Genomic DNA, 20,410 nt, shown 5'->3' on the forward strand with positions numbered 1-20,410 from the left:
CGGCGACCCGGGCCGGTCGAACTGTTGGCCTCTTCCGTCCTCCGGTCAGGCCAACTGGGCGTTGATGTCGGCCAGCTCCTCGGCGGTCAGGTCGAGGTTGTTCAAAGCGGCGACGTTCGCCTCCAACTGCGGCACGCTGCTGGCGCCGATGATGAGGCTGGTCATCCGGGGGTCGCGCAGCGCCCAGGCGAGCGCGAGCTGTGCGAGAGACTGGCCCCGGCGCCGGGCGATGGCGGCCAGTCCACGGATGGTGGCCAGCCGCTGCTCGTTCACGTCGCTCTCCTTGAGGAAGACGCTGGTACGGACCCGGGAGTCAGCCGGGATGCCGTCGAGGTAGCGGTCGGTCAGCAGGCCCTGGGCCAGTGGGCTGTAGGCGATGCAGCCGGCACCGACCTGCTCCAGCGTGTCGAGCAGCCCGTTCTCCTCGGTCCACCGGTTGAACATCGAGTACGCCGGCTGGTTGATCAGCAACGGGGTACCCAGGTCGCGCAGGATCGCCGCGGCCCGCTCGGTCTGCTCCGAGTTGTAGTTGGAGATGCCGACGTAGAGCGCCTTGCCGGAGCGGACGACGGCGTCCAGGGCACCCATCGTCTCCTCGAGCGGGGTGTCCGGGTCGTACCGGTGGCTGTAGAAGATGTCGACGTAGTCCAGGCCGAGCCGGCGCAGCGACTGGTCGAGCGAGGCGATCAGATACTTGCGGGAACCCCACTCGCCGTACGGGCCGGGCCACATCAGGTAGCCGGCCTTGCTGGAGATGACCAGCTCGTCGCGGTACGGCTTGAGGTCACCGGCGAGCATCCGGCCGAAGTTCTCCTCGGCGGAACCGGGCGGCGGCCCGTAGTTGTTGGCCAGGTCGAAATGGGTGACGCCGAGATCGAAGGCGCGCCGGACGATGTCCCGCTGGCGCTCGAAGGGGCGGTCCGGCCCGAAGTTGTGCCACAGGCCGAGCGAGATCGCGGGCAGCCGAAGCCCGCTGGCTCCGCTGCGCCGGTAGGTCATCTGGTCGTAGCGCGTGTCGGCGGCGAGGTAGGTCACGATCATGACCATAACCGGGGGTAGACGGGCGACACCCCGACGCCGCCCGATCGGGCTGACCCGGCGTGGGGCGGTAACGCCGGCTGGGCGACCGCGCGGCGTTTGGTTGCGGCGGCGGGTAGCGTCGACACATGCGGTACGTGCGGCTCGACACCCCGAAGCCCCTGTCCAAGATCGGCCTCGGCACCTGGCAGTTCGGCTCGCGCGAGTGGGGCTACGGCCCCGACTACGAACGGCTGGCGGCGGACATCGTCCGGCGCGCCGTCGAACTGGGCGTCACCGTGTTCGACACCGCCGAACTGTACGGCTTCGGCCGCAGCGAACGGATCCTCGGCGCGGCCCTGGCCGGCGACCGGGACAAGGTGACTGTGGCGACCAAGATCTTTCCGGTGCTGCCGGTCGCGTCGGTGGTGCAGCAGCGGGCGGTCGCCTCGGCGGCCCGGCTCGGCGTCACCAGCATCGACCTCTACCAGGTGCACCAGCCCAACCCGGTGGTCGCCGACCAGACCACCATGCGCGGGATGCGCGCGTTGCAGGACGTCGGCCTGGTCGGCGAGGTCGGGGTCAGCAACTACAGCCTGCGCCGCTGGCAGGTCGCCGAGGCCGCGCTGGGCCGGCGGGTGCTGAGCAACCAGGTTCGCTACAGCATGCTCGACCGCAGGCCGGAGGAGGACCTGCTGCCGTATGCAGCGCAGGCCGGCCGGGTGGTCATCGCGTACAGCCCGCTGGCGCAGGGCTTCCTCTCCGGGCGGTACGACGCGCACCACCCGCCGACGGGCGCGGTACGCCGGGCCAACCCGTACTTCCTGCCGGAGAACCTGGAACGGGGCAGGACGCTGATCGACACGCTGCGCCAGGTGGCCGCCGCGCACGACGCCACGCCGAGCCAGATCGCCCTGGCGTACGTGCTGCGTCACCCGAACGTGGTCGCCATCCCGGGCGCGTCCAGCGTCGAGCAGATGGAGCGCAACGCCGCCGCCGCGGAGATCGACCTGACCGAGGACGAGTACGCCGCGCTGATGAACTCGGCGCGGGCGTTCCGTCCGGTCACCGGGCTGGCCGCGGTGCCGAAGCTGATCAGGTCCCGAGTACGCACCTGACAGGGTGTCCACTGACATCTTCGACCTCACCTGCCCTCGGATTCTCCCCGTCGCGGGGGATCCGCGGGCGGCTGGGGCGGCGGCATCATGGAAAGATGGATCTTCGTGCCGTGCTGCGGCCCCTGATCGCCGGCACCACCTGGCGGCGGGGGGTGTTCCTGTTGCTCGGCGGGGTGCTCGCGCTGCCGTACGCGGTGCTCGTGGTGACCTTCGTGCAGCTGTTCGGCGACCACGGGGCGCCCTGGCCGGTGGTGCTCGCGCTGCTGGTGCCGGCCGTGCTCATCGCGGTCGTGCCGGTCTTCTCCGGCGGCAGCCGGTCCTTGGAGATCGCGGCCGTCCGCGGGCTGCTCGGGGTCGACCTGCCGGAGCCGGTGCCCGGCCGCCGGCTCGACCGGGAGACCCGGTTACGCGCCGCGCTCTGGATCGGGCTGCATCTGGTCAGCGGCGCGCTGGTGGTGGCCGCCCTGTTCAGCGCGGTGCCGATGACGTTGGCGTTCATCGTCGCGCAGGCCGGTGTCGACGTCGGGATCACCGACGCGGATCGGTTCGGCCCGTTCGACGGTGGGGACAGCGGCTGGTTGACCCTGGGCGGTCTGCTCGTCCTGGTCGGTCTCGGTTACGCCGTCGCCGGGCTGGGCGCGCTGGCCGCCTCGATGGCCCCGGCGCTGCTCGGCCCCGCGCCCGACGAGCGGATCGCCGCGCTGGAACAACGGGCCGCGCGGCTGGCGGAACGCAACCGGTTGGCCCGGGAACTGCACGACTCGGTCGGTCACGCGCTGACCGTGGCCACCCTCCAGGCCGGGGCCGCCCGCGAGGTGCTCGACCGCGATCCGGAGTTCGCCCGGCGGGCGTTGACCGCCATCGAGGAGACCGGCCGCCGCGCGATGGACGACCTCGACCACGTGCTCGGGCTGTTGCGCGAGACCGGGGACGGCACTGTTGCGCCGCAGCGCACCCTGGCCGACCTGCCCCGGCTGCTCGCCGCCACCCGGACGGCCGGTCAGCCGGTGCGCAGCACGGTGCGCGGGACGCCGGCCAAGGTGCCGCCGGTGGTCTCGCGGGAGGGGTACCGCATCATCCAGGAGGCGTTGACCAACGCCGCCCGGCACGGCCGGGGGCCGGTGACGCTGCGGGTCGACGTAGCGGCCGACGGGCTGGAGATCGAGCTGGTGAACGCGCTGCCCGCACCGGGCTCCGGTACGGCGGAACCGGGCGGCGGGCGAGGGCTGGTCGGCATGCGGGAGCGGGTGCTGCTGCTCGGTGGCGGGATGACCGCCGAACCGGAGGGGGACCGGTGGCGGGTGCGGGTGCGGTTGCCGATCGGAGCGACCGGATGAGCATCGAGGTGTTGATCGTCGACGACGACGAACTGGTCCGGATCGGGCTGCGGGCGATCATCGACGCGCAGCCGGATCTGCGGGTGGTCGGGGAGGCCGCCGACGGCATCGAGGTGCCGTCCCTGGTGGCCCGGCATCGACCGCAGGTGGTGCTGATGGACGTGCGGATGCCCGGCATCGACGGCATCCAGGCCACCCGGCGCCTGCTGGCCGCCGCCGACCCGCCCCGGGTGCTGGTCGTCACCACCTTCGCCAACGACGAGTACGTCTACGACGCGCTGCGCGCGGGCGCGACCGGCTTCCTGCTCAAGCGGGCCCGGCCGGCCGAGGTGGTGGAGGCGGTACGGGTGGTGGCGCGGGGGGAGTCGCTGCTGTTCCCGGCCGCGATCCGCCGGCTGGTCGGGGCGTACGGGCGGCAGGGCGTCGACGGGCTGCGGGCGGCCCGGCTCACCGAGCGGGAGGCGGAGGTGCTGCGGCTGATGGCCGCCGGGCTCTCCAATCCGGAGATCGCCGCCCGACTGGTGGTCGGGGTGGAGACGGTGAAGACGCACGTCGGGAACGTGCTGGCCAAGCTCGGGGTACGTGACCGTACGCAGGCCGTCATCGCCGCGTACGAGTCGGGGTTCGTGGTTCCCGCCGGCTGACCTCTCCCTCGCGTGTCCGTCGCGTTCCCTCGCGTGGGGGAGTTGGTTCCCCGTCCGGCGGGAGGTTTTCGGGCCGGCGTCGGCCGAGGCTGGAGGCATGACGACGAAGGCTGCTTCGCCCGTACTCACCGCGGACCGGTCGGACCCGCTCGCCGTGCTCGCCGCAGGATGGCTCAGTCTCTGGGGCGTCCTCGCCCTGCTCGCCACGATCACCGAGTCGGGTTACCCGCTCGGTGCCAACAATCCGGGCGGTGACGGAACGAGCCTGCTCCGGCTGATCCCGGTCGGGATCGCACCACCGCTGTTCGCCGTGCTGCTGTTCGCGGCGGCGGTGGCGGCACTGGTGATGAGCCGCCCCACCGCCGGTCCTGCCGCCGGCTGGCGGGTGCCGCTGCTCAGCCTCGGCTGGGCGGTGGCCTTCGTGCTGGCCGTCGTGGTGCCGGACACCGGGGTGCTCGTCATCCTCGGATACACCCCGATCCTGCTGCTCGGTGCGCCGTTCGGTTGGCCGGACGTGGACTATGCCGATGTCTTCACCTGGGCCCTGTTCGTGAAGGTCGCGGCGATGCTGGGCGGGCTGTTGCTCGCCGCTGCCGTGCTGCGCTGGCAGCGGCGTACCGCTGGCGCCTGCGCACGCTGCGGGCGGGCCGGCGAGGGCGACGCGGGCTGGACGACCCCGGCCGCCGCCGCCCGTTGGGGCCGGTGGGCGGCGTACCTCGCGGCGGCGGTCCCTGCCTGCTACGCCGTGACCCGATTCGCGTGGGCGGCCGGCCTCCCGTTCGGGATCTCCGACGAGATGCTCGCCGAGTTGCAGGAATCCGGCGCGATCTGGGCCGGCGCGGGGTTGGCCGCGTTCGCGATGGTCGGGGCCATCCTCACCCTCGGCCTGGTCCAGCGCTGGGGCGAGCGGTTCCCCCGCTGGATGGTGGGCCTGGCCGGGCGTCGGGTGCCGGTACGGCTGGCCGTGGTGCCGGCGACCGTGGTGGCGGTCGCGGTGACCGCGACCAGCCTGAGCACCCTGGGCAGCCCGCACTTCTGGTCGTTGACCGGCGGGCTCGACGCGGCCACTGGGCCGATCCTGTTGTTCCCGGCCTGGGGGCTGGCGCTCGGCGCGGCGGCGTACGCGTACCACCTGCGCCGCCGGGGCGCCTGCGGTCGCTGCAGGCGGGAATGAGCCGCTGGTCCGGCCGGCTCGGATCGGGGGCGGATGCCGCCCCGCATCGGGGGCGGGCCGGCCGGACCGGCAACCCAGGAAGAGCGGTGGCCAGCGTGAGGAAACCCTTGCGCCACGTGGGTGAGCTAGCGTTGGTGCGGTGACTGCGCCATCGCCGGTGACCCCGGTTCCCCCCGCAGACCTGCCCGGCACGCTCGGGGCGCTGCGCGTGGCCGGGCACCGGTACCGCACCGTCAAGCAGGAACTGCGCGACAACCTGCTGGCCAGGCTGCGCGCGGGCGAGCCGCGATTCGCCGGCATCCTCGGCTACGACGACACCGTGCTGCCCGAGGTGGAGCGGGCGTTGCTCGCCGGACACGACATGGTGCTGCTCGGCGAGCGTGGCCAGGGCAAGACCCGGCTGATCCGGTCACTGGTGACGTTGCTGGACGAGTGGAGCCCGGTCATCGTCGGGTCGGTGCTCAACGAGCATCCGATGCACCCGGTCACCCCGGCGTCGCGGGCGCTGGTCGCCGAGGCCGGGGACGATCTTCCGGTCGGCTGGCTGCACCGCTCGCTGCGCTACGGCGAGAAGCTGGCCACCCCGGACACCAGCGTCGGTGACCTGATCGGCGACGTCGACCCGGTCCGGCTGGCGCAGGGGCGTACGCTCGGCGACCCCGAGACTATCCACTTCGGACTGGTGCCGCGTACCAACCGGGGCATCTTCGCGGTCAACGAGCTGCCGGACCTGGCCGAGCGGATCCAGGTGGCGCTGCTCAACGTGCTGGAGGAGCGGGACATCCAGGTTCGCGGCTACCAGCTGCGGCTGCCGCTGGACATGCTCCTGGTGGCCAGCGCCAACCCGGAGGACTACACCAACCGGGGCCGGATCATCACCCCGCTCAAGGACCGGTTCGGCGCCGAGATCCGTACCCACTACCCGCCCGAGTTGGAGCTGGAGCTGGCGTTGATCCGGCAGGAGGCCGAGCTGGTCGCCGAGGTGCCGGAACACGTGCTTGAGGTGCTGGCCCGGTTCGCCCGCGCGGTGCGCGAGTCGCCCTCGGTGGACCAACGCTCCGGCGTCTCCGCCCGGTTCGCCATCGCCGCCGCCGAGACGGTCGCCGCCGCGGCGCTGCGCCGGGACAGCCTGCTCGCTCCCACCCCAACCTCCGCACCGAGTGCCACGCCGAGTGCCGCGCCGGACGCCGCGCCGGGTGAGGTGTTAATAGGGGGCCCTTCCTATACACGAGGCGTTAATAAGGGGCCCTTCCTTACATCTGTGGCGCGGGTGGGGGACGCGGTGTCGGTGACGTCGACGCTGCGGGGGAAGGTGGAGTTCGAGAGCGGCGAGGAGGGGCGGGAGATCGAGGTTCTCGGCCACCTGCTGCGTACCGCCACCGCCGAGACGTTCCGCGCCCGGCTGGCCGGGTTGGACCTCTCCGGCTTCACCGCGCTGGTCGCCGACGGTCGGACGATCGAGACCGGGGAACTGGTGTCCGCGACCGAACTGCTGGGCCAGGTGGGCACGGTGCCGGGGCTGGCCAAGGTGCTCGACCGACTCGGCATCGGTGACGCGCCCAGCCCGGGGCAGGCCGCGGCGGCCGTCGAGTTCGTGCTGGAGGGGCTGCACCTGAGCCGCCGGCTGGGCAAGGACGCCACCGACTCGGGACGCACCCGCTACGGCGGCCGGGACTGAGCGTGGCCGGCAACCGCTTCCGGTACGGGCAGTGGCGCGGCGGACCCGACCCGCTGGCGCCGCCGTACGACGTACAGGCCGCGGTCGATCAGGTCGGCGCGGAGGTGCTGGCCGGCGGCAGCCTGCGCCAGGCGCTGCGGGACCTGCTGCGCCGGGGCCCGCAGGGGCGCGGCGGGCTGGACGAGCTGACCGCCCGGGCCCGCCGGCTGCGGCGTGAGGCGCTGCGCCGGGGTGACCTGGACGGCGCGGTGACCCGGGCGCGGGCCCTGCTGGACCAGGCCCTCGCGGCCGAGCGGGACGAGCTCGCCGGCCGCCGGGACGAGGCGGCCCGGTTCGCCGAGGCGGTGCTGGACAACCTGCCCCGCTCCACCGCCCAGGCGGTGCGCGAGCTGTCCGGTTACCGCTGGGCCAGCGACGACGCCCGGCAGACCTACCAGCGGATCCTCGACGGGCTGCGGAACGACGTACTCGGCCAGCGCTTCGCCGGGCTGCGGGAGTCGGCGCAACTGGCCGCCGACCCGGCGGTGCAGGAGCGGCTGGCCGAGATGATGCGGGACCTCAACGACCTGTTGGCCCGGCACGCCCGCGCGGAGGACACCACCGACGCGTTCGCCGAGTTCATGCGCCGGCACGGCGAGTTCTTCCCGGAGCGCCCGACCGACGTCGACGAGCTGGTGGACGTGCTGGCCCGGCGGGCGGCGGCCGGGCGACGGCTGCTGAACTCGCTGTCGGAGCGGCAGCGCGAGGAATTGGCCGGCCTGATGCGCCAGTCGCTCGGTGACCGGGTCGCCGGTGAACTGGCCGCGTTGGAGGGCAATCTGCGGGCGCTCCGGCCCGACCTGCGCTGGGGCCGGGGCGAGCGGACACAGGGCGGTCAGTCGCTCGGCTACGGCGAGGCCACCGGGGTGCTCGACGAGGTGGCCGAGCTAGACGACCTGCTCGACCAGCTGGGCCAGGCGCATCCCGGGGCCACCCTGGACGACATCGACGTCGACGCGGTGGCCCGGACGCTGGGCCGCGACGCCGCCGACGACGTACGCCGGTTGCGGGAGCTGGAGCGCGAGCTGCGCCGGCAGGGCTGGGTGACCCGGGACGCCGAGGGGTTGACGCTGAGCCCGAAGGCGCTGCGCCGGCTCGGTGGCACCGCGTTGCGGCGGGTCTTCGCCGAGTTGACGGCCGGCCCGCGGGGGCAGCACGACCTGCGCTCGGCGGGAGCGGCCGGCGAGGTCAGCGGGGCGTCCCGACCCTGGGAGTACGGCGACGAGCAGCCCCTGGACGTGGTGCGTACGCTCACCCGGGCGATCCGCCGGGCCGGCCCGCAGGTGCCGGTGCGGCTCGCCGTGGCCGACTTCGAGGTGGTCGAGACCGAGCGGCGGGCGTCGGCGGCGGTGGCGCTCTGCGTCGACCTGTCCTACTCGATGATCTCGCAGGACCGCTGGGGGCCGATGAAGCAGACGGCGCTGGCGCTGGCCCACCTGATGGCGACCCGGTTCCCGCAGGACGCGTTGCAGATCATCGGGTTCGGTCGCACGGCGGCGACGCTCAGCCAGCAGGAGTTGGCCGCCGTCGAGCCGGACATGACGCAGGGCACCAACCTGCAACACGCGTTGCGGCTGGCCGGGCGGCACCTGCGCCGCCACCCGGACGCCGAGCCGGTGGTGCTGGTGGTGACCGACGGAGAGCCGACCGCGCACCTGGACCCGGACGACGGGGAGGCGCTGTTCTGCTGGCCGCCGTCGGCGGAGACCATCGAGGCGACGATCCGCGAGGTGGACCGGCTACGACGGTACGGGGCGACGCTGAACCTGTTCATGCTCGGCGACGACCCCGGGCTGCACCGCTTCGTCGAGGCGGTGGCCCGTCGCAGCCGGGGTCGGGTCTTCACGCCGGACACCGGGGACCTCGGCGAGTACGTGGTCAGCGACTACCTGCGGGCGCGCCGGGGTCGCCGATAGGCTCGGCCGGGTGGAGATCGGCGGGCTGCGGCGGGCGTACGACGCGGTGCTGGGCGAGGTCGACGCGGGCGGGTTCGGGCCGCCGCCACCCGGGCGGTACGGCGCCGAGCAGATCGTGGCGCACCTGGTCGCCAGCGACGAGTTGATGAGCGAGGCCACCGAGGCGGTGCTCGCCGGATCGCCGTACGCCTTCTACGACCTGGACGAGGTCCACCGGCCGGAGCTGGACGAGTTGGCCGCCGAGAGCGGTGGCCTGGTGGGGTTGGCCGACCGGCTGCGGACCTCCAGTGACCGGCTGGCCGCCCTGGTGGCCCGGCTCGGCGCGGCGGCCGACACCCCGGTGGAGACGCACCTGCGCGAGGGTTTCGACCTGGTCGTCGACGGGCCGCTGCCCTGGGGGCGCACCATCGACCTGCACACCCGCGTACACCTGCCCCGCCACCTGGCCGAACTGCGAGCACTGCGCGGCACCTGACCCTGCGGTGCGGGTTGAAAAGGGGCCCCTCCCATACCCGAGGCGTTAAGAAGGGGCCCTTCCTTTGAACGTCCGGCGGTAGGCGGACGGCGCGACGCCGATGCGCTGGTGCAGTTGCTGACGCAGGGCGGCGGTGGTGCCGAAGCCGCTGCGGCGGGCGATCTGGTCGATGCTCAGGTCGGTGCTCTCCAACAGCAGCCGGGCGTGGTCGGTGCGTTCGTGCAGCAGCCACTGGGCCGGGCTGAGCCCGGTTTCCGCGCGGAACCGCCGGGTGAACGTGCGAACACTCATCCGGGCCTGCCCGGCCAGGTCACGCAGGCTCACCGACTCGTGCAGCCGTTGGCGGGCCCACTCCCGGGCCCCGGCGGTGCTGGTGTCGGGCGCCTGCGGCACCGGGCGTTCGATGTACTGGGCCTGGCCGCCATCGCGCCACGGCGGCATCACGCACCGGCGGGCGGCCTGGTTGGCGACCTGGCTGCCGTGGTCGGTGCGGACCACATGCAGGCACAGGTCGATGCCGGCGGCGACCCCGGCGGAGGTGAGCAACCGGCCGTCGGCGACGAAGAGCACGTCGGGGTCGAGGTCGACGGCCGGGTAGAGCCGGCGGAAACGGTCGGTGTGCGCCCAGTGGGTGGTGGCCCGGCGGCCGTCGAGCAGCCCGGCGGCGGCCAGCACGAACGCTCCGGTGCAGATGGACATGATCCGTACGCCCCGGTCGTACGCGGCCTGCAGCGCCTTGGTCACCTCGGGCTCGATCGCGTCGTGGCGCTGGGTCACGTCGCCGTACACACCGGGCACGATCACGGTGCCGGCTGCCTCCAGCAGTTCCAGCCCGTGATCAGGTAGCACCTGGAAGCCGGCGCTGCTGCGTACCGGCCGGGCGCCGGGGGTGCAGGTGTCGACGGCGTAGAAGTGCCGGTCGTCGGCGTCCCGAGCGGTGCGGAAGACCTGGGACGGGGTGCCCAGGTCGAGGCCGACCACCTGGTCGAGGGCGAGGACGGCGACGCGGTGCGGAGTCATGGCCCGATTATTGCGGAGGATGGCCTCCGGGCCACTCACCGGATCCGGCCCGTCAAGCCCACACTCGCCTGGTGATCAGACCTGTTCGCCTGCATCCGGCCTGGATCGTCGCTGCGGTCGCCTTCGTGGCGCTGGTCGGCGCCGCCGGCTTCCGGGCCACTCCGTCGGTGCTGCTGCATCCGCTGCACGCCGAGTTCCGCTGGCCGCTGGCCACCCTCTCCGCGGCAGTCTCGGTGAACCTCCTGCTGTACGGGTTGACCGCGCCGTTCGCCGCCGCGCTGATGGACCGGTTCGGGATCCGTCGGGTGGTGGCCGCCGCGCTGGTCATGGTCGCCGCCGGCAGCGGGCTGACCGTGTTCATGAGCACGAGCTGGGAACTCATCGCATGCTGGGGCGTGCTGGTCGGGCTGGGCACCGGCTCGATGGCGCTGGCCTTCGTGGCGACGGTGACCGGGCGCTGGTTCGTCCGGCACCGGGGGCTGGTCACCGGTGTGCTGACCGCCGGCGGGGCGGCCGGTCAACTGATCTTCCTGCCGCTGCTGGCGATGCTGGTCGGCGCGTACGGCTGGCGGGCGGCGGCACTGGTCGTGGCCGGGGCGGCGCTGCTGGTCGTACCGCTGGTGCTGCGGTTGCTGCGCGAGCACCCGGCGGATCTGGGGCTGCCGCCGTACGGCGGGCACGAGATCGTCGTACCGTCGAAGCCGGCCGGCGGGGCCGCCAGCCGGGCGTTGCGCGCGTTGGCCGCTGCCGCCCGCACCCGGCCGTTCTGGCTGCTGGCCGCTGGCTTCGCGATCTGCGGGGCGACCACCAACGGCCTGGTCGGTACGCACTTCGTGCCGGCCGCGCACGACCACGGCATGCCGCAGACCACGGCGGCCGGCCTGCTGGCGCTGGTCGGCCTCTTCGACATCGTCGGCACGGTCGCCTCCGGCTGGCTCACCGACCGGTTCGACCCCCGGCTGCTGCTGGGCGCGTACTACGCGCTGCGCGGTGGATCGCTGCTGGTGCTGCCCGGCCTGTTCGCGGCCACCACCGAGCCGAGCATGCTGGTCTTCATCATCTTCTACGGCCTGGACTGGGTGGCCACCGTGCCGCCGACGGTGGCGCTGTGCCGGGAGTACTTCGGCGCGTCCGGGGCGGTGGTCTTCGGCTGGGTGTTCGCCTCGCACCAGGTCGGCGCGGCGGTGGCCGCGACCGGGGCGGGACTGGTCCGCGACCAACTCGGCACGTACACCCTGGCCTGGCATGTTGCCGGGGCGCTGTCGGTGGGGGCGGCCGTGCTGTCGCTGATGCTGCTACGCCGACGCGGCACGACCTTCACCGAACCCGAGCCGGTCCCGGTCGCCGCCGCCGGAAGGGCGTGGCGCTACCGCGACTGACCCTCGTGCCGCTCGCGCTACCGAGCCGAGCTGTCGCTTCGGGGCCGAGGTGTTAATAGGGGGCCCTTTCTCTACTGCAGGCGTTAATAGGGGGCCCTTCCTTACTGCGTCCAGCGTTGGGCGGGGTTGCCGTCGCAGGGGGCCTGGACGATGTCGTCGCCGGGGGCGACGCCGCCGTCGCGGACCTGGGCGCACTTGCCGCTGTGCACGGCCACCAGCAGCATCGTGCCGTCGTCCACCGGCTGGAGGCGCCACTGCTGGTTGCCCTCGCCGTGGCAGCCGTACTGCTGCAACCGGGCACCGTCGTCGCCGCTGCCCCCCTCGACGTCGAGGCACTGGTTGTACGCGGCGTTGGTCAGCGTCACCGTGTCCGGGCCGAACGTGTTGACCACCCACTGCTGCTCCGGTCCGCCGCTGCACGCGGCGAGTTCGGCGCCGGCCGCCTGATGGCCACCGTCCAGGCCGAGGCAGAGTCCCGAGCCGGCGCCCTGGAACACCCTGGGGCCGGCGAGCGGATGGGGCTCGGCGGTGGGGGTGGCCGACTCGGTGGGTTCGGGCGTCTCCGTGGTGGGCGTCGGCTCCTCCTCGGTCGGGCTCGGCTCGGCCGGCGTCGGGCTGCCGGCCACCGCGCTCGGGGACGGCGTCGGGTCGTCGCCGTCGAACACGCCGCTGGCGAAGAGCACCCCGACCAGCATCCCGACCAGCCCGACCGCCAACGCCCCCAGGAGCAGCGGATCGCGCGGCAGCCCGGCTCGCCGGGTGCCGTACACGCTGCCCACCCCATCCCTCTCCATCACTCCGGCATCCTGACCCATCCATCCCGCCGGCGGCCAACCACCCCCACCGTTCGCCAGGAAACGCGAAAAGCTCTCGGTGGATGTCCCACAATGGTCACAGGCCGCGCGTAGAGTGATCGCATGCGCGCTCTGCGTGATCATGACCTGGCGGTGGCCCAGCTGCGGCGGTCGTACGCGGCGGTGCCGCCGGGCCAGCCGGTGCGGTTGGCCAAGCGGACCTCCAACCTGTTCCGGCCGCGCGGCGCACCCCGCGCGCCGGGGCTGGACGTCAGCGGGCTCGGTGGGGTGCTCGGCGTCGACCCGGTCGCCCGCACCGCCGAGGTGCAGGGCATGTGCACCTATGAACGGCTGGTCGAGGCGACCCTCGCCCACGATCTGATGCCGCTGGTGGTGCCGCAGCTGCGCACCATCACCCTCGGCGGGGCGGTCACCGGGCTGGGCATCGAGTCGACCTCGTTCCGCAACGGCCTGCCGCACGAGTCGGTGACCGAGCTGGACGTGCTCACCGGCACCGGTGAGGTGGTCACCGCCCGGCCCGAGGGCGAGCACGCCGACCTGTTCGCCGCGTTCCCCAACTCGCTGGGCAGTCTCGGCTACGCCACCCGGCTGCGCATCGAGCTGCAACCGGTCCGCCGGTACGTGGCGCTGCGCAACGTGCGGTTCACCGACCTGACCGAGCTGACCGCCGCGATCGGCCAGGTCGCCGCCACCCGCGCCTTCGACGGCCAGAGCGTCGACGCGATGGACGGGGTGATGTTCAGCCCCGGCGAGGCGTACCTCGTGCTGGGGAGCTTCACCGACGACGTGCCGGCGGTCTCCGACTACACCGGCCAGGACATCTACTACCGGTCGCTGCGCCGACGCCGGCACGACGCGCTGAGCACGCACGACTACCTGTGGCGCTGGGACACCGACTGGTTCTGGTGTTCGGCGGCGTTCGGGGTGCAGCACCCGGTGGTGCGGCGGCTGTGGCCGGCGCGGTGGCGGCGCAGCGACGTCTACCACCGCATCGTGCGGCTGGAGCACCGCCACCGGGTGGCGGCCCGCATCGACCGGTGGCGCGGCCAGCCGGCCCGGGAGCGGGTGGTGCAGGACGTGGAGATTCCGCTGGAGGGCACGGCGGGCTTCCTGCACTGGTTCGCCCGGCGGGTGCGGATGACGCCGGTGTGGTTGTGCCCGCTGCGGCTGCGCGAGCCGGCGGGCGGGAGATCGGCCCGCTCCTGGCCGCTGTATCCGCTGCGGCCGGGGCAGGACTACGTCAACATCGGGTTCTGGGGGAGCGTGCCGATCGCCGAGGGCGCCGCCGACGGCGAGGTCAACCGGGAGATCGAGCGCGCGGTGTCGGAGGCGGGCGGGCACAAGTCGCTCTACTCCGACGCGTACTACGACCGGGATTCGTTCGACCGGCTCTACGGCGGCGACACGTGGCGCGCCGTGCGGGACCGGTACGACCCGGAGCATCGACTCACCGGACTGTACGAAAAGGCGGTTGCACAAGCATGAGCCTTACCGACCGAAACCAGGGAGCGGCTGGCGCTCCCGCCACGCCGCCACCGGGGAGCGGGCGGCGTGGAACGACCGTGGCGGACGTCGTCCGGGCGGTGACCACCAGCCCGCTGCCGGTCCGGGTGATTGCGTACGACGGCAGCGCCATCGGGCCGGCCGACGCCGGCATCACCCTGTCGATCCGCTCCGAGCGAGGGCTGTCGTACCTGCTCACCGCCCCTGGCGACCTGGGCATGGCGCGGGCGTACGTGAGCGGCGACCTCGCGCTGTCGGGTGTGCACCCGGGCGACCCGTACGAGGCGCTGCGGGTGCTCAAGGACGAGCTGCGGGTCCGCCCACCGGCGCTGGCCGAAGGGCTGGCCCTGGTGCGCGGGCTGGGCTGGGAACGGCTGCTGCCGCCACCGACGCCACCGCAGGAGGCGCAACCGCGCTGGAAGCGGATCGTGGCCGGATTGCGGCACTCCCGGTCCCGCGACAGCAACGCCATCTCGCATCACTACGACGTGTCGAACGCCTTCTACGAGAAGGTGCTCGGCCCGTCGATGACGTACACCTGCGCGGTGTTCCGCAGCCCGGAGGACACCCTCGAGCAGGCGCAGGCGACCAAGTACGACCTGGTCGCCGGCAAGCTCGGGCTGCGGGCGGGGATGCGGCTGCTGGACGTGGGCTGCGGGTGGGGTGGCATGATCCGGCACGCTGCCCGGGAGTACGGCGTGAAGGCGCTCGGGGTGACGCTGTCCCGATCGCAGGCGCGGTGGGCGCAGGCGGCGATCGAGCGCGAAGGGCTGGCCGGGCTCGCCGAGGTGCGGCACATGGACTACCGCGACGCGCCCCGGGAACAGTTTGACGCCGTCTCCTCGATCGGCCTGACCGAGCACATCGGAGTCCGCAACTACCCGGCGTACTTCGGCTTCCTGCGCGACCGGCTGCGTCCGCAGGGGCGGCTGCTGAACCACTGCATCACCCGGGCCGACAACCGGGCGCCGCACCGCTCCGGCGCGTTCATCGACCGGTACGTCTTCCCCGACGGCGAGCTGGCCGGGCCGGGGCGGGTGATCAGCGAGGTCCATGACGTCGGGCTGGAGGTGCACCACGAGGAGAACCTGCGCCGGCACTATGCGCTGACCCTCGCCGGCTGGTGCCGCAATCTCGTGCGGCACTGGGACTTCTGCGTCTCGGAGGTGGGCACCGGCACCGCCCGGGTGTGGGGGCTCTACATGGCCGGGTCGCGGCTGGCGTTCGAGCGCAACGGCATCCAGCTGCACCAGGTCCTGGCGACGCGCAACGACGCACAGGGGGCGAGCGGATATCCGCTGCGCCCGGACTGGCTGCCCTGACCGGCTGACCCGAAGGCCGCGCCGGATCGATCGGCGCGGCCTTCGTCGTCGCTATTGACAAACAAGTTTTGTACGTACAAAACTTATTTTGCTATGAGGGATGTCCTGTATCTGGAGCAGATCGAGCAGGCCGAGGTGCTGCTCAAGCCGCAGCGCGTGGAGATCCTGCGCCAACTGGCCGAGCCGCGCACCTGCACCGAGGTGGCCACCCGGCTGGAGCAGACGCCGCAGCGCGTCTACTACCACGTCAAACAACTGGTCGCGGCCGGGCTGGTCGAGCAGGTCGACCAGCGCAAGGTCCGCGGCATCACCGAGGGGATCTACCAGGCCGTCGCCCGGTCGTACTGGCTCTCGCCCCGCCTGGTCGGGCGGATCGGGCTGCGCCGAGCCCGCGACGAGCTGAGCCTGGGCTACCTGCTGGACCTGATGGAGGAGGTCCAGGCCGACGTCGCCGCCCTCGACCGCGCCGCGCCGGAGCTGCCCTCGATCGGAGTCTCCGGCGAGATCCGCGTGCCGGCCGAGCGCCGGCAGGAATTCCTGCACGACCTGCAAACCGCTCTCCAGGAGCTGTTCACCCGCTACGGCGGCGCCGAAGGCGACGCCTTCAAGCTCGCCGTGGCCTGCTACCCGAAAGGGACCAACCGTGACTGAGCCCATGATCATCACTGCCCGCCTCGCCGCGCCGGTCGCCCGGGTGCGCCAGGCCCTGACCGACCCGGCCGAGCTGCGCGTCTGGCTGGCCGAGCACGCCGAGGTCGACCTACCCGAGCGGTACGAGTTCTGGGGCCGCTACACGCCCGAGGGCGACGCCGCGCACCAGCGGCTGCTGCACGCCGACGACGACCGGCTGCGTTTCGCCTGGCTGCTCGACGGTGTGGAGACCACCACCGAGATCACTCTGCGTCCGGACGGGCCGGACCGCACCGTGCTGACCTTGTCGCAGACCCACTACGACTTCGACGACGTGATCAACGGCACCAGCATCCGGGGCGTCCTGCAGACCTTCTGGTACCTGTCGACCGCCAACCTCGAGGCCCACCTGGCCGGCAAGCCGTTGCTGCCGAAGGTGGACTTCACCAGCACCGACCTGCGGGGCGAGCTGGTCATCGCCGCTCCGGCCGACAAGGTCTGGGAGTCGCTGACCGACTCGGAGCAGGCCAGCGCCTGGTTCGGTCACCCGATCGGCATCGAGCCCTGGGTCGGCGGCCGGTACGCCATGGGCGGCTTCGACAGTGGTTACGCCGCGAAGGTGGTCGACCTGGAGCCCGGCCGGAAGATCTCCGTCGACTGGGGACCGCCTGGCGTCATCAGCTGGGAGTTGGCCGAGTCGGACGGGAAGACGAAGTTGACCTTCGTGCAGAGCGGCTTCGACGAGCAGCAGCCCCCGTACGCTGCCTGGGCCGGTTGGATCTCCGGGCTGGCCGAGCTGCGCCGCTACCACGAGGTGCCGGACTGGCAGCCGATCTGGCTGCCGGAGCAGGCCACGACGACCGGCTGAGGCGACCGGCTGAGGGCGGCCTCGCGGCACCCGCCCTCGCCGGCTCGGGCATGCGCCCGCCCCGGCCCCGCCTCCGACGAACGGTGGGGCCAGGGCCGGGTCACCGGCGCATGCGCATCGACGAATGGCCCGTCGGATTGTGGACTCGGGCCGCACGGCCCTGGCAGAACGGGCGTATCCGTGGCTAGGCTTTCGGGGTTTGCCAGGACCGGGCCTCACCGTCGAGGATGCGGTACGAGAGAGAGCCGGAGCGATCGCGGTGTCGCGAGAGGACGTCGAGCGGGCTGCCGCGTGGTCGCCCGAGCGGGACCGGGTCGGTCGGGCGGGCTTGCTCGGGGCCGCTGTGGTCGTCGCCGTCGAAACGCTCTGGCTGGCGCTGGACCTGCCCGCGAAAGCTCTTGTCAGTGACCTCGGCACGGTGTCGGTGGCGGGCTGGGCCGGGTTGGCCTGCGTCGGGGCGGCGCGCCGGCAACCGGCGTCACTACGCCGGTTCTGGCTGCTGATCGCGGCCATGATGGCGCTCGCGTCGACCGGGCGGGCACTCTGGATGGTCCACCGGCTGCTCGGCGAGGACCTGCCGCACACGCTGCCGGTCGGGCTGATCTTCGCGGCCAGCCTGCTCGTCGGCACCGCGGCCATCCTTTGCGCGATCACCGCGCCGCGCACCGGGGTGGGTCGCGCCCGGGCCCTGCTCGATGGGGTGATCGTCGGGCTGGCGCTGATCCCGATCGGCTGGGTGCTGACCTTCCGCATCGCCACCCTGGGGGACCTCGACGAGCCGCTGCGCACCGCCGGGCTGCTCTACCCGATGTTCGACCTGATGCAGCTGACCATCCTGGTCGCGGTGATCGCCGCCGGCCGGCCGGTGTGGCGTGCGCTGACGCTGCTGGCCGTGAGCCTCTCCGTGCGCACGGTGGCCGACGCGATCTACGTGTCCTGGGTGGCCGCGGGCACCTACCAGCTCGGCACGATGCTCGACGTGCTCTGGCCGGTGAGCTACCTGCTGATCGGCGCGGCGGCCCGGCTGCCCCCGCCGCGACACCTCGACCGGGCCGAGGAGACCGGCGAGTGGCCGCTGCCGCCCCGATGGCGGGTGGCGCTGCCGTACCTGCCGGTGGGTGGGGCGATCGTGGCGACCCTGCTGGCCCGTGAGCCCGACGGCCACACCCCGCTGCCGGTCTTTCTGACGATGATGGCGCTGCTGGCGGCGCTGGCGCTGCGGCAGGGCCTGGCGGCCAACGAGAACCTGCGCCTGGTGGGCCGGCTGCGCCAGCTCGCCTATGTCGACCAGCTCACCGGGTTGCCCAACCGGTTGGCGTTCACCCGCCGGCTGCGGGCCGCCCTGCGCGGGGCGAGGCCGGTGGCCGTGCTGCTGCTGGACCTCGACGGGTTCAAGCAGGTCAACGACCGGTTCGGGCACTCCACCGGGGACACCCTGCTGACCGGGCTGTCCCGCCGGATGCGCCGGGCGGTCGCCGACGACGGCCTGATCGCCCGGATCGGCGGTGACGAGTTCGCCGTGCTGGTCACCGGCGATCGGCCGGCTGCGCCGGAGCGGCTGGCGGAACGGCTGCTCGCGGCGCTGCATCCGTCGGCCGGCGAGGAGGTCGTCGGGGTGCACCCGTCGGCGAGCATCGGCATCGCCGAGTACGGGCCGCAGCACATCTCGTACGAGGATCTGCTGCGCGACGCCGACATCGCGATGTACGCGGCGAAGGCGGCCGGCAAGTCGGCGTACCGGCGGTGCACGCCGGGCCTGCGGGAGTCGGCGGTGGGCCGGGCGGAGCTGATCGCCGACCTGCGGCGGGCGGTCGACGAGGGGCAGCTGCACCTGGAGTTCCAGCCGATCGTGGACCTGGCCACCGGGGCGGTACGCAGCGCGGAGGCCCTGGTGCGGTGGCGGCACCCGCAGCTGGGCATGCTCAGCCCGGCGCGCTTCCTGCCGCTGGCCGAGGAGACCGGGCTGATCCTGCCGATCGACCGGTGGGTGATCCACGAGGCGTGCCGGGCCGCGGCCACCTGGCAGGGCCGCGTCCCGTCCGCGACGGTTGCGGTGAACATCGCCGCGTCGCACCTGCGCCGGCCGGATCTGATCGCCACGGTCACCGAGGCCACCGCCGGAGCGGGGCTGGCGCCGCGCGCGTTGACGCTGGAGCTGACCGAGTCGGCGCTGATCGAGGGCAGCGACGCGGTGCTCGACCGGCTCAGCCAGCTGCGTGAGCTGGGCATCCGGATCGCCATCGACGACTTCGGCACCGGCTACTCGTCGCTGAGCTACCTGCACCGGATCCCGGCCACCGAGCTGAAGATCGACCGGTCGTTCGTGGCCCGCATCGTCGAGGACACCCGGGCGTACGCGACGGTGGAGATGGTGACCCGGCTGGCCGGCGCGTTCGACCTGGCCGTGGTGGCCGAGGGGGTGGAGACCGACCGGCAGCACGACGCGGTGTCCGCGATCGGCTGCGTGCAGGGGCAGGGCTACCGCTACGGGCGCCCCGCCGCGCTGGGGGAGTTGCGCACGGTCCTGGCCGAGCGCTGCCCGCCCGGGGTGACCGGCGTCGCAGAATCGGACTTGACCCTCACGTAACGGCAGGCGGGACCGTGGTTCCCAGGAAGGGAGGGAACCATGGCGTACACGGTGGGTCAGGTGGCCAGGCTGGCCGGCGTGACGGTCCGGACGTTGCACCACTACGACGGGATCGGGCTGCTCTCGCCGAGCGGGCGCACCAGCGCGGGATACCGCCGCTACGACGACGCGGACCTGGAGCGGTTGCAGCTGATCCGGTACTACCGCGAGCTGGGGTTCCCGCTGGAGGAGATCGCCGTGATCCTCGACGACCCGGCGAGCGACCCGAGCGCGCACCTGCGCCGCCAGCACGAGCTGCTGACGGTACGGGTCAAGCGGTTGCAGGAGATGGTCGCGGCGATCGAGTTCGCGATGGAGGCGAGCAAGTTGGAGATTCGACTGACCCCGCAGGAGCGCTTCGAGGTGTTCGGTGACTTCGATCCGGAGGCCCACGCCGAGGAGGCGGAGCAGCGCTGGGGCGGCACCGAGGCGTACCAGGAGTCGCAACGGCGCGCAGCGCGCCACACCAAGGAGGACTGGCAGCGGATCAAGGCCGAGACCGAGGACTGGGGGCGGCGGATCGTCGCGCTGATGGCCTCGGGCGCGCCGGCGGACAGCCCGGCGGCGATGGAGTTGGCCGAGGAGCACCGGCAGCAGATCAGCCGCTGGTTCTACGAGTGCTCGTACGAGATCCACACCGGGCTGGCCGACATGTATCTCGCCGACGAGCGGTTCCTCCGGCACTACGAGGCGATGGCGCCGGGGCTGGGTGCGTACCTGCACGAGGCGATCCACGCCAATGCGATCACCCGCGCCTGACGGGTCGCGGACTGTCTGTCACTCCCCCGATCGGGTAGTTCTTCCGGGGTTGGCCGTTTCCATCGTGGTGCCCGCTGCCGTTAACACTGT

The 20,410-nt window shown here is 72.8% G+C and carries 17 protein-coding genes; 14 read left to right on the forward strand and 3 right to left on the reverse strand.

All coding sequences use genetic code 11. The features are described 5' to 3' along the window. Positions 1 to 45: 45 nt before the first annotated feature. Positions 46 to 1,041 (reverse strand): L-glyceraldehyde 3-phosphate reductase, encoded by a 996-nt coding sequence (mgrA, locus tag IEY61_RS00990; RefSeq protein ID WP_189040290.1) that lies wholly within the window; start codon positions 1,039 to 1,041, stop codon positions 46 to 48. 125 nt (positions 1,042 to 1,166) lie between these two features. Here mgrA and IEY61_RS00995 point away from each other — a divergent pair, with 125 nt between their 5' ends. From IEY61_RS00995 to IEY61_RS01025, 7 genes are all read left to right on the forward strand, one after another. Further along, complete coding sequence (locus tag IEY61_RS00995; protein ID WP_189040291.1) at positions 1,167 to 2,135, forward strand: aldo/keto reductase; 969 nt, start codon at positions 1,167 to 1,169, stop codon at positions 2,133 to 2,135. Positions 2,136 to 2,230: 95 nt separating this feature from the next. Beyond that, a complete protein-coding gene (locus IEY61_RS01000) occupies positions 2,231 to 3,472 on the forward strand; it encodes a sensor histidine kinase (protein WP_189040292.1) in 1,242 nt (413 codons plus the stop codon). Next, positions 3,469 to 4,116, forward strand: coding sequence for a response regulator transcription factor (locus IEY61_RS01005; RefSeq protein ID WP_189040293.1), 648 nt, complete (start codon positions 3,469 to 3,471; stop codon positions 4,114 to 4,116). Before IEY61_RS01000 ends, IEY61_RS01005 begins: the two co-directional genes overlap by 4 nt. Before the next feature lie 97 nt (positions 4,117 to 4,213). Continuing rightward, a complete protein-coding gene (locus IEY61_RS01010) occupies positions 4,214 to 5,290 on the forward strand; it encodes a hypothetical protein (protein WP_189040294.1) in 1,077 nt (358 codons plus the stop codon). Positions 5,291 to 5,429: 139 nt separating this feature from the next. Further along, positions 5,430 to 6,968 (forward strand): sigma 54-interacting transcriptional regulator, encoded by a 1,539-nt coding sequence (locus tag IEY61_RS01015; protein WP_189040295.1) that lies wholly within the window; start codon positions 5,430 to 5,432, stop codon positions 6,966 to 6,968. Between the two features lie 2 nt (positions 6,969 to 6,970). Further along, entirely contained in the window at positions 6,971 to 8,923 is a 1,953-nt protein-coding gene (locus IEY61_RS01020; RefSeq protein WP_189040296.1) for a vWA domain-containing protein, read from the forward strand. Between the two features lie 10 nt (positions 8,924 to 8,933). After that, a complete protein-coding gene (locus IEY61_RS01025; protein ID WP_189040297.1) occupies positions 8,934 to 9,398 on the forward strand; it encodes a hypothetical protein in 465 nt (154 codons plus the stop codon). Between the two features lie 45 nt (positions 9,399 to 9,443). Here the strand turns inward: IEY61_RS01025 and IEY61_RS01030 are convergent, their stop codons facing one another. Continuing rightward, positions 9,444 to 10,418 carry a GlxA family transcriptional regulator gene (locus IEY61_RS01030; RefSeq protein WP_189040298.1) on the reverse strand — a complete coding sequence of 325 codons (975 nt, stop codon included), beginning with the start codon at positions 10,416 to 10,418 and terminating at the stop codon, positions 9,444 to 9,446. Positions 10,419 to 10,492: 74 nt separating this feature from the next. Here IEY61_RS01030 and IEY61_RS01035 point away from each other — a divergent pair, with 74 nt between their 5' ends. Beyond that, positions 10,493 to 11,797: an MFS transporter gene (locus tag IEY61_RS01035; RefSeq protein ID WP_189040509.1), complete on the forward strand. Its 1,305-nt coding sequence runs from the start codon at positions 10,493 to 10,495 to the stop codon at positions 11,795 to 11,797. A 101-nt stretch (positions 11,798 to 11,898) separates the two neighbouring features. On the opposite strand, the gene IEY61_RS01040 is transcribed toward IEY61_RS01035, so the two are convergent. Further along, a complete protein-coding gene (locus tag IEY61_RS01040) occupies positions 11,899 to 12,591 on the reverse strand; it encodes an RICIN domain-containing protein (RefSeq protein WP_229705618.1) in 693 nt (230 codons plus the stop codon). 123 nt (positions 12,592 to 12,714) lie between these two features. Here IEY61_RS01040 and IEY61_RS01045 point away from each other — a divergent pair, with 123 nt between their 5' ends. The 6 genes from IEY61_RS01045 (at position 12,715) to IEY61_RS01070 (ending at position 20,320) form a co-directional block, all read left to right on the forward strand. Beyond that, complete coding sequence (locus IEY61_RS01045; protein ID WP_189040300.1) at positions 12,715 to 14,097, forward strand: FAD-binding oxidoreductase; 1,383 nt, start codon at positions 12,715 to 12,717, stop codon at positions 14,095 to 14,097. Next, positions 14,094 to 15,437 (forward strand): class I SAM-dependent methyltransferase, encoded by a 1,344-nt coding sequence (locus tag IEY61_RS01050; protein WP_189040301.1) that lies wholly within the window; start codon positions 14,094 to 14,096, stop codon positions 15,435 to 15,437. Before IEY61_RS01045 ends, IEY61_RS01050 begins: the two co-directional genes overlap by 4 nt. Positions 15,438 to 15,530: 93 nt before the next feature. Next, a complete protein-coding gene (locus tag IEY61_RS01055; protein ID WP_189040302.1) occupies positions 15,531 to 16,088 on the forward strand; it encodes a helix-turn-helix domain-containing protein in 558 nt (185 codons plus the stop codon). Then, a complete protein-coding gene (locus IEY61_RS01060) occupies positions 16,081 to 16,935 on the forward strand; it encodes an SRPBCC family protein (protein WP_189040303.1) in 855 nt (284 codons plus the stop codon). The genes IEY61_RS01055 and IEY61_RS01060 overlap by 8 nt, the downstream gene beginning before the upstream one ends. A gap of 259 nt (positions 16,936 to 17,194) precedes the next feature. Further along, complete coding sequence (locus IEY61_RS01065; protein WP_189040304.1) at positions 17,195 to 19,522, forward strand: putative bifunctional diguanylate cyclase/phosphodiesterase; 2,328 nt, start codon at positions 17,195 to 17,197, stop codon at positions 19,520 to 19,522. Positions 19,523 to 19,561: 39 nt separating this feature from the next. Beyond that, positions 19,562 to 20,320 carry a MerR family transcriptional regulator gene (locus tag IEY61_RS01070; protein ID WP_189040305.1) on the forward strand — a complete coding sequence of 253 codons (759 nt, stop codon included), beginning with the start codon at positions 19,562 to 19,564 and terminating at the stop codon, positions 20,318 to 20,320. Positions 20,321 to 20,410 lie beyond the last annotated feature (90 nt).

The organism is Micromonospora sonchi, assembly GCF_014646235.1.
Classification (GTDB): domain Bacteria; phylum Actinomycetota; class Actinomycetes; order Mycobacteriales; family Micromonosporaceae; genus Micromonospora; species Micromonospora sonchi.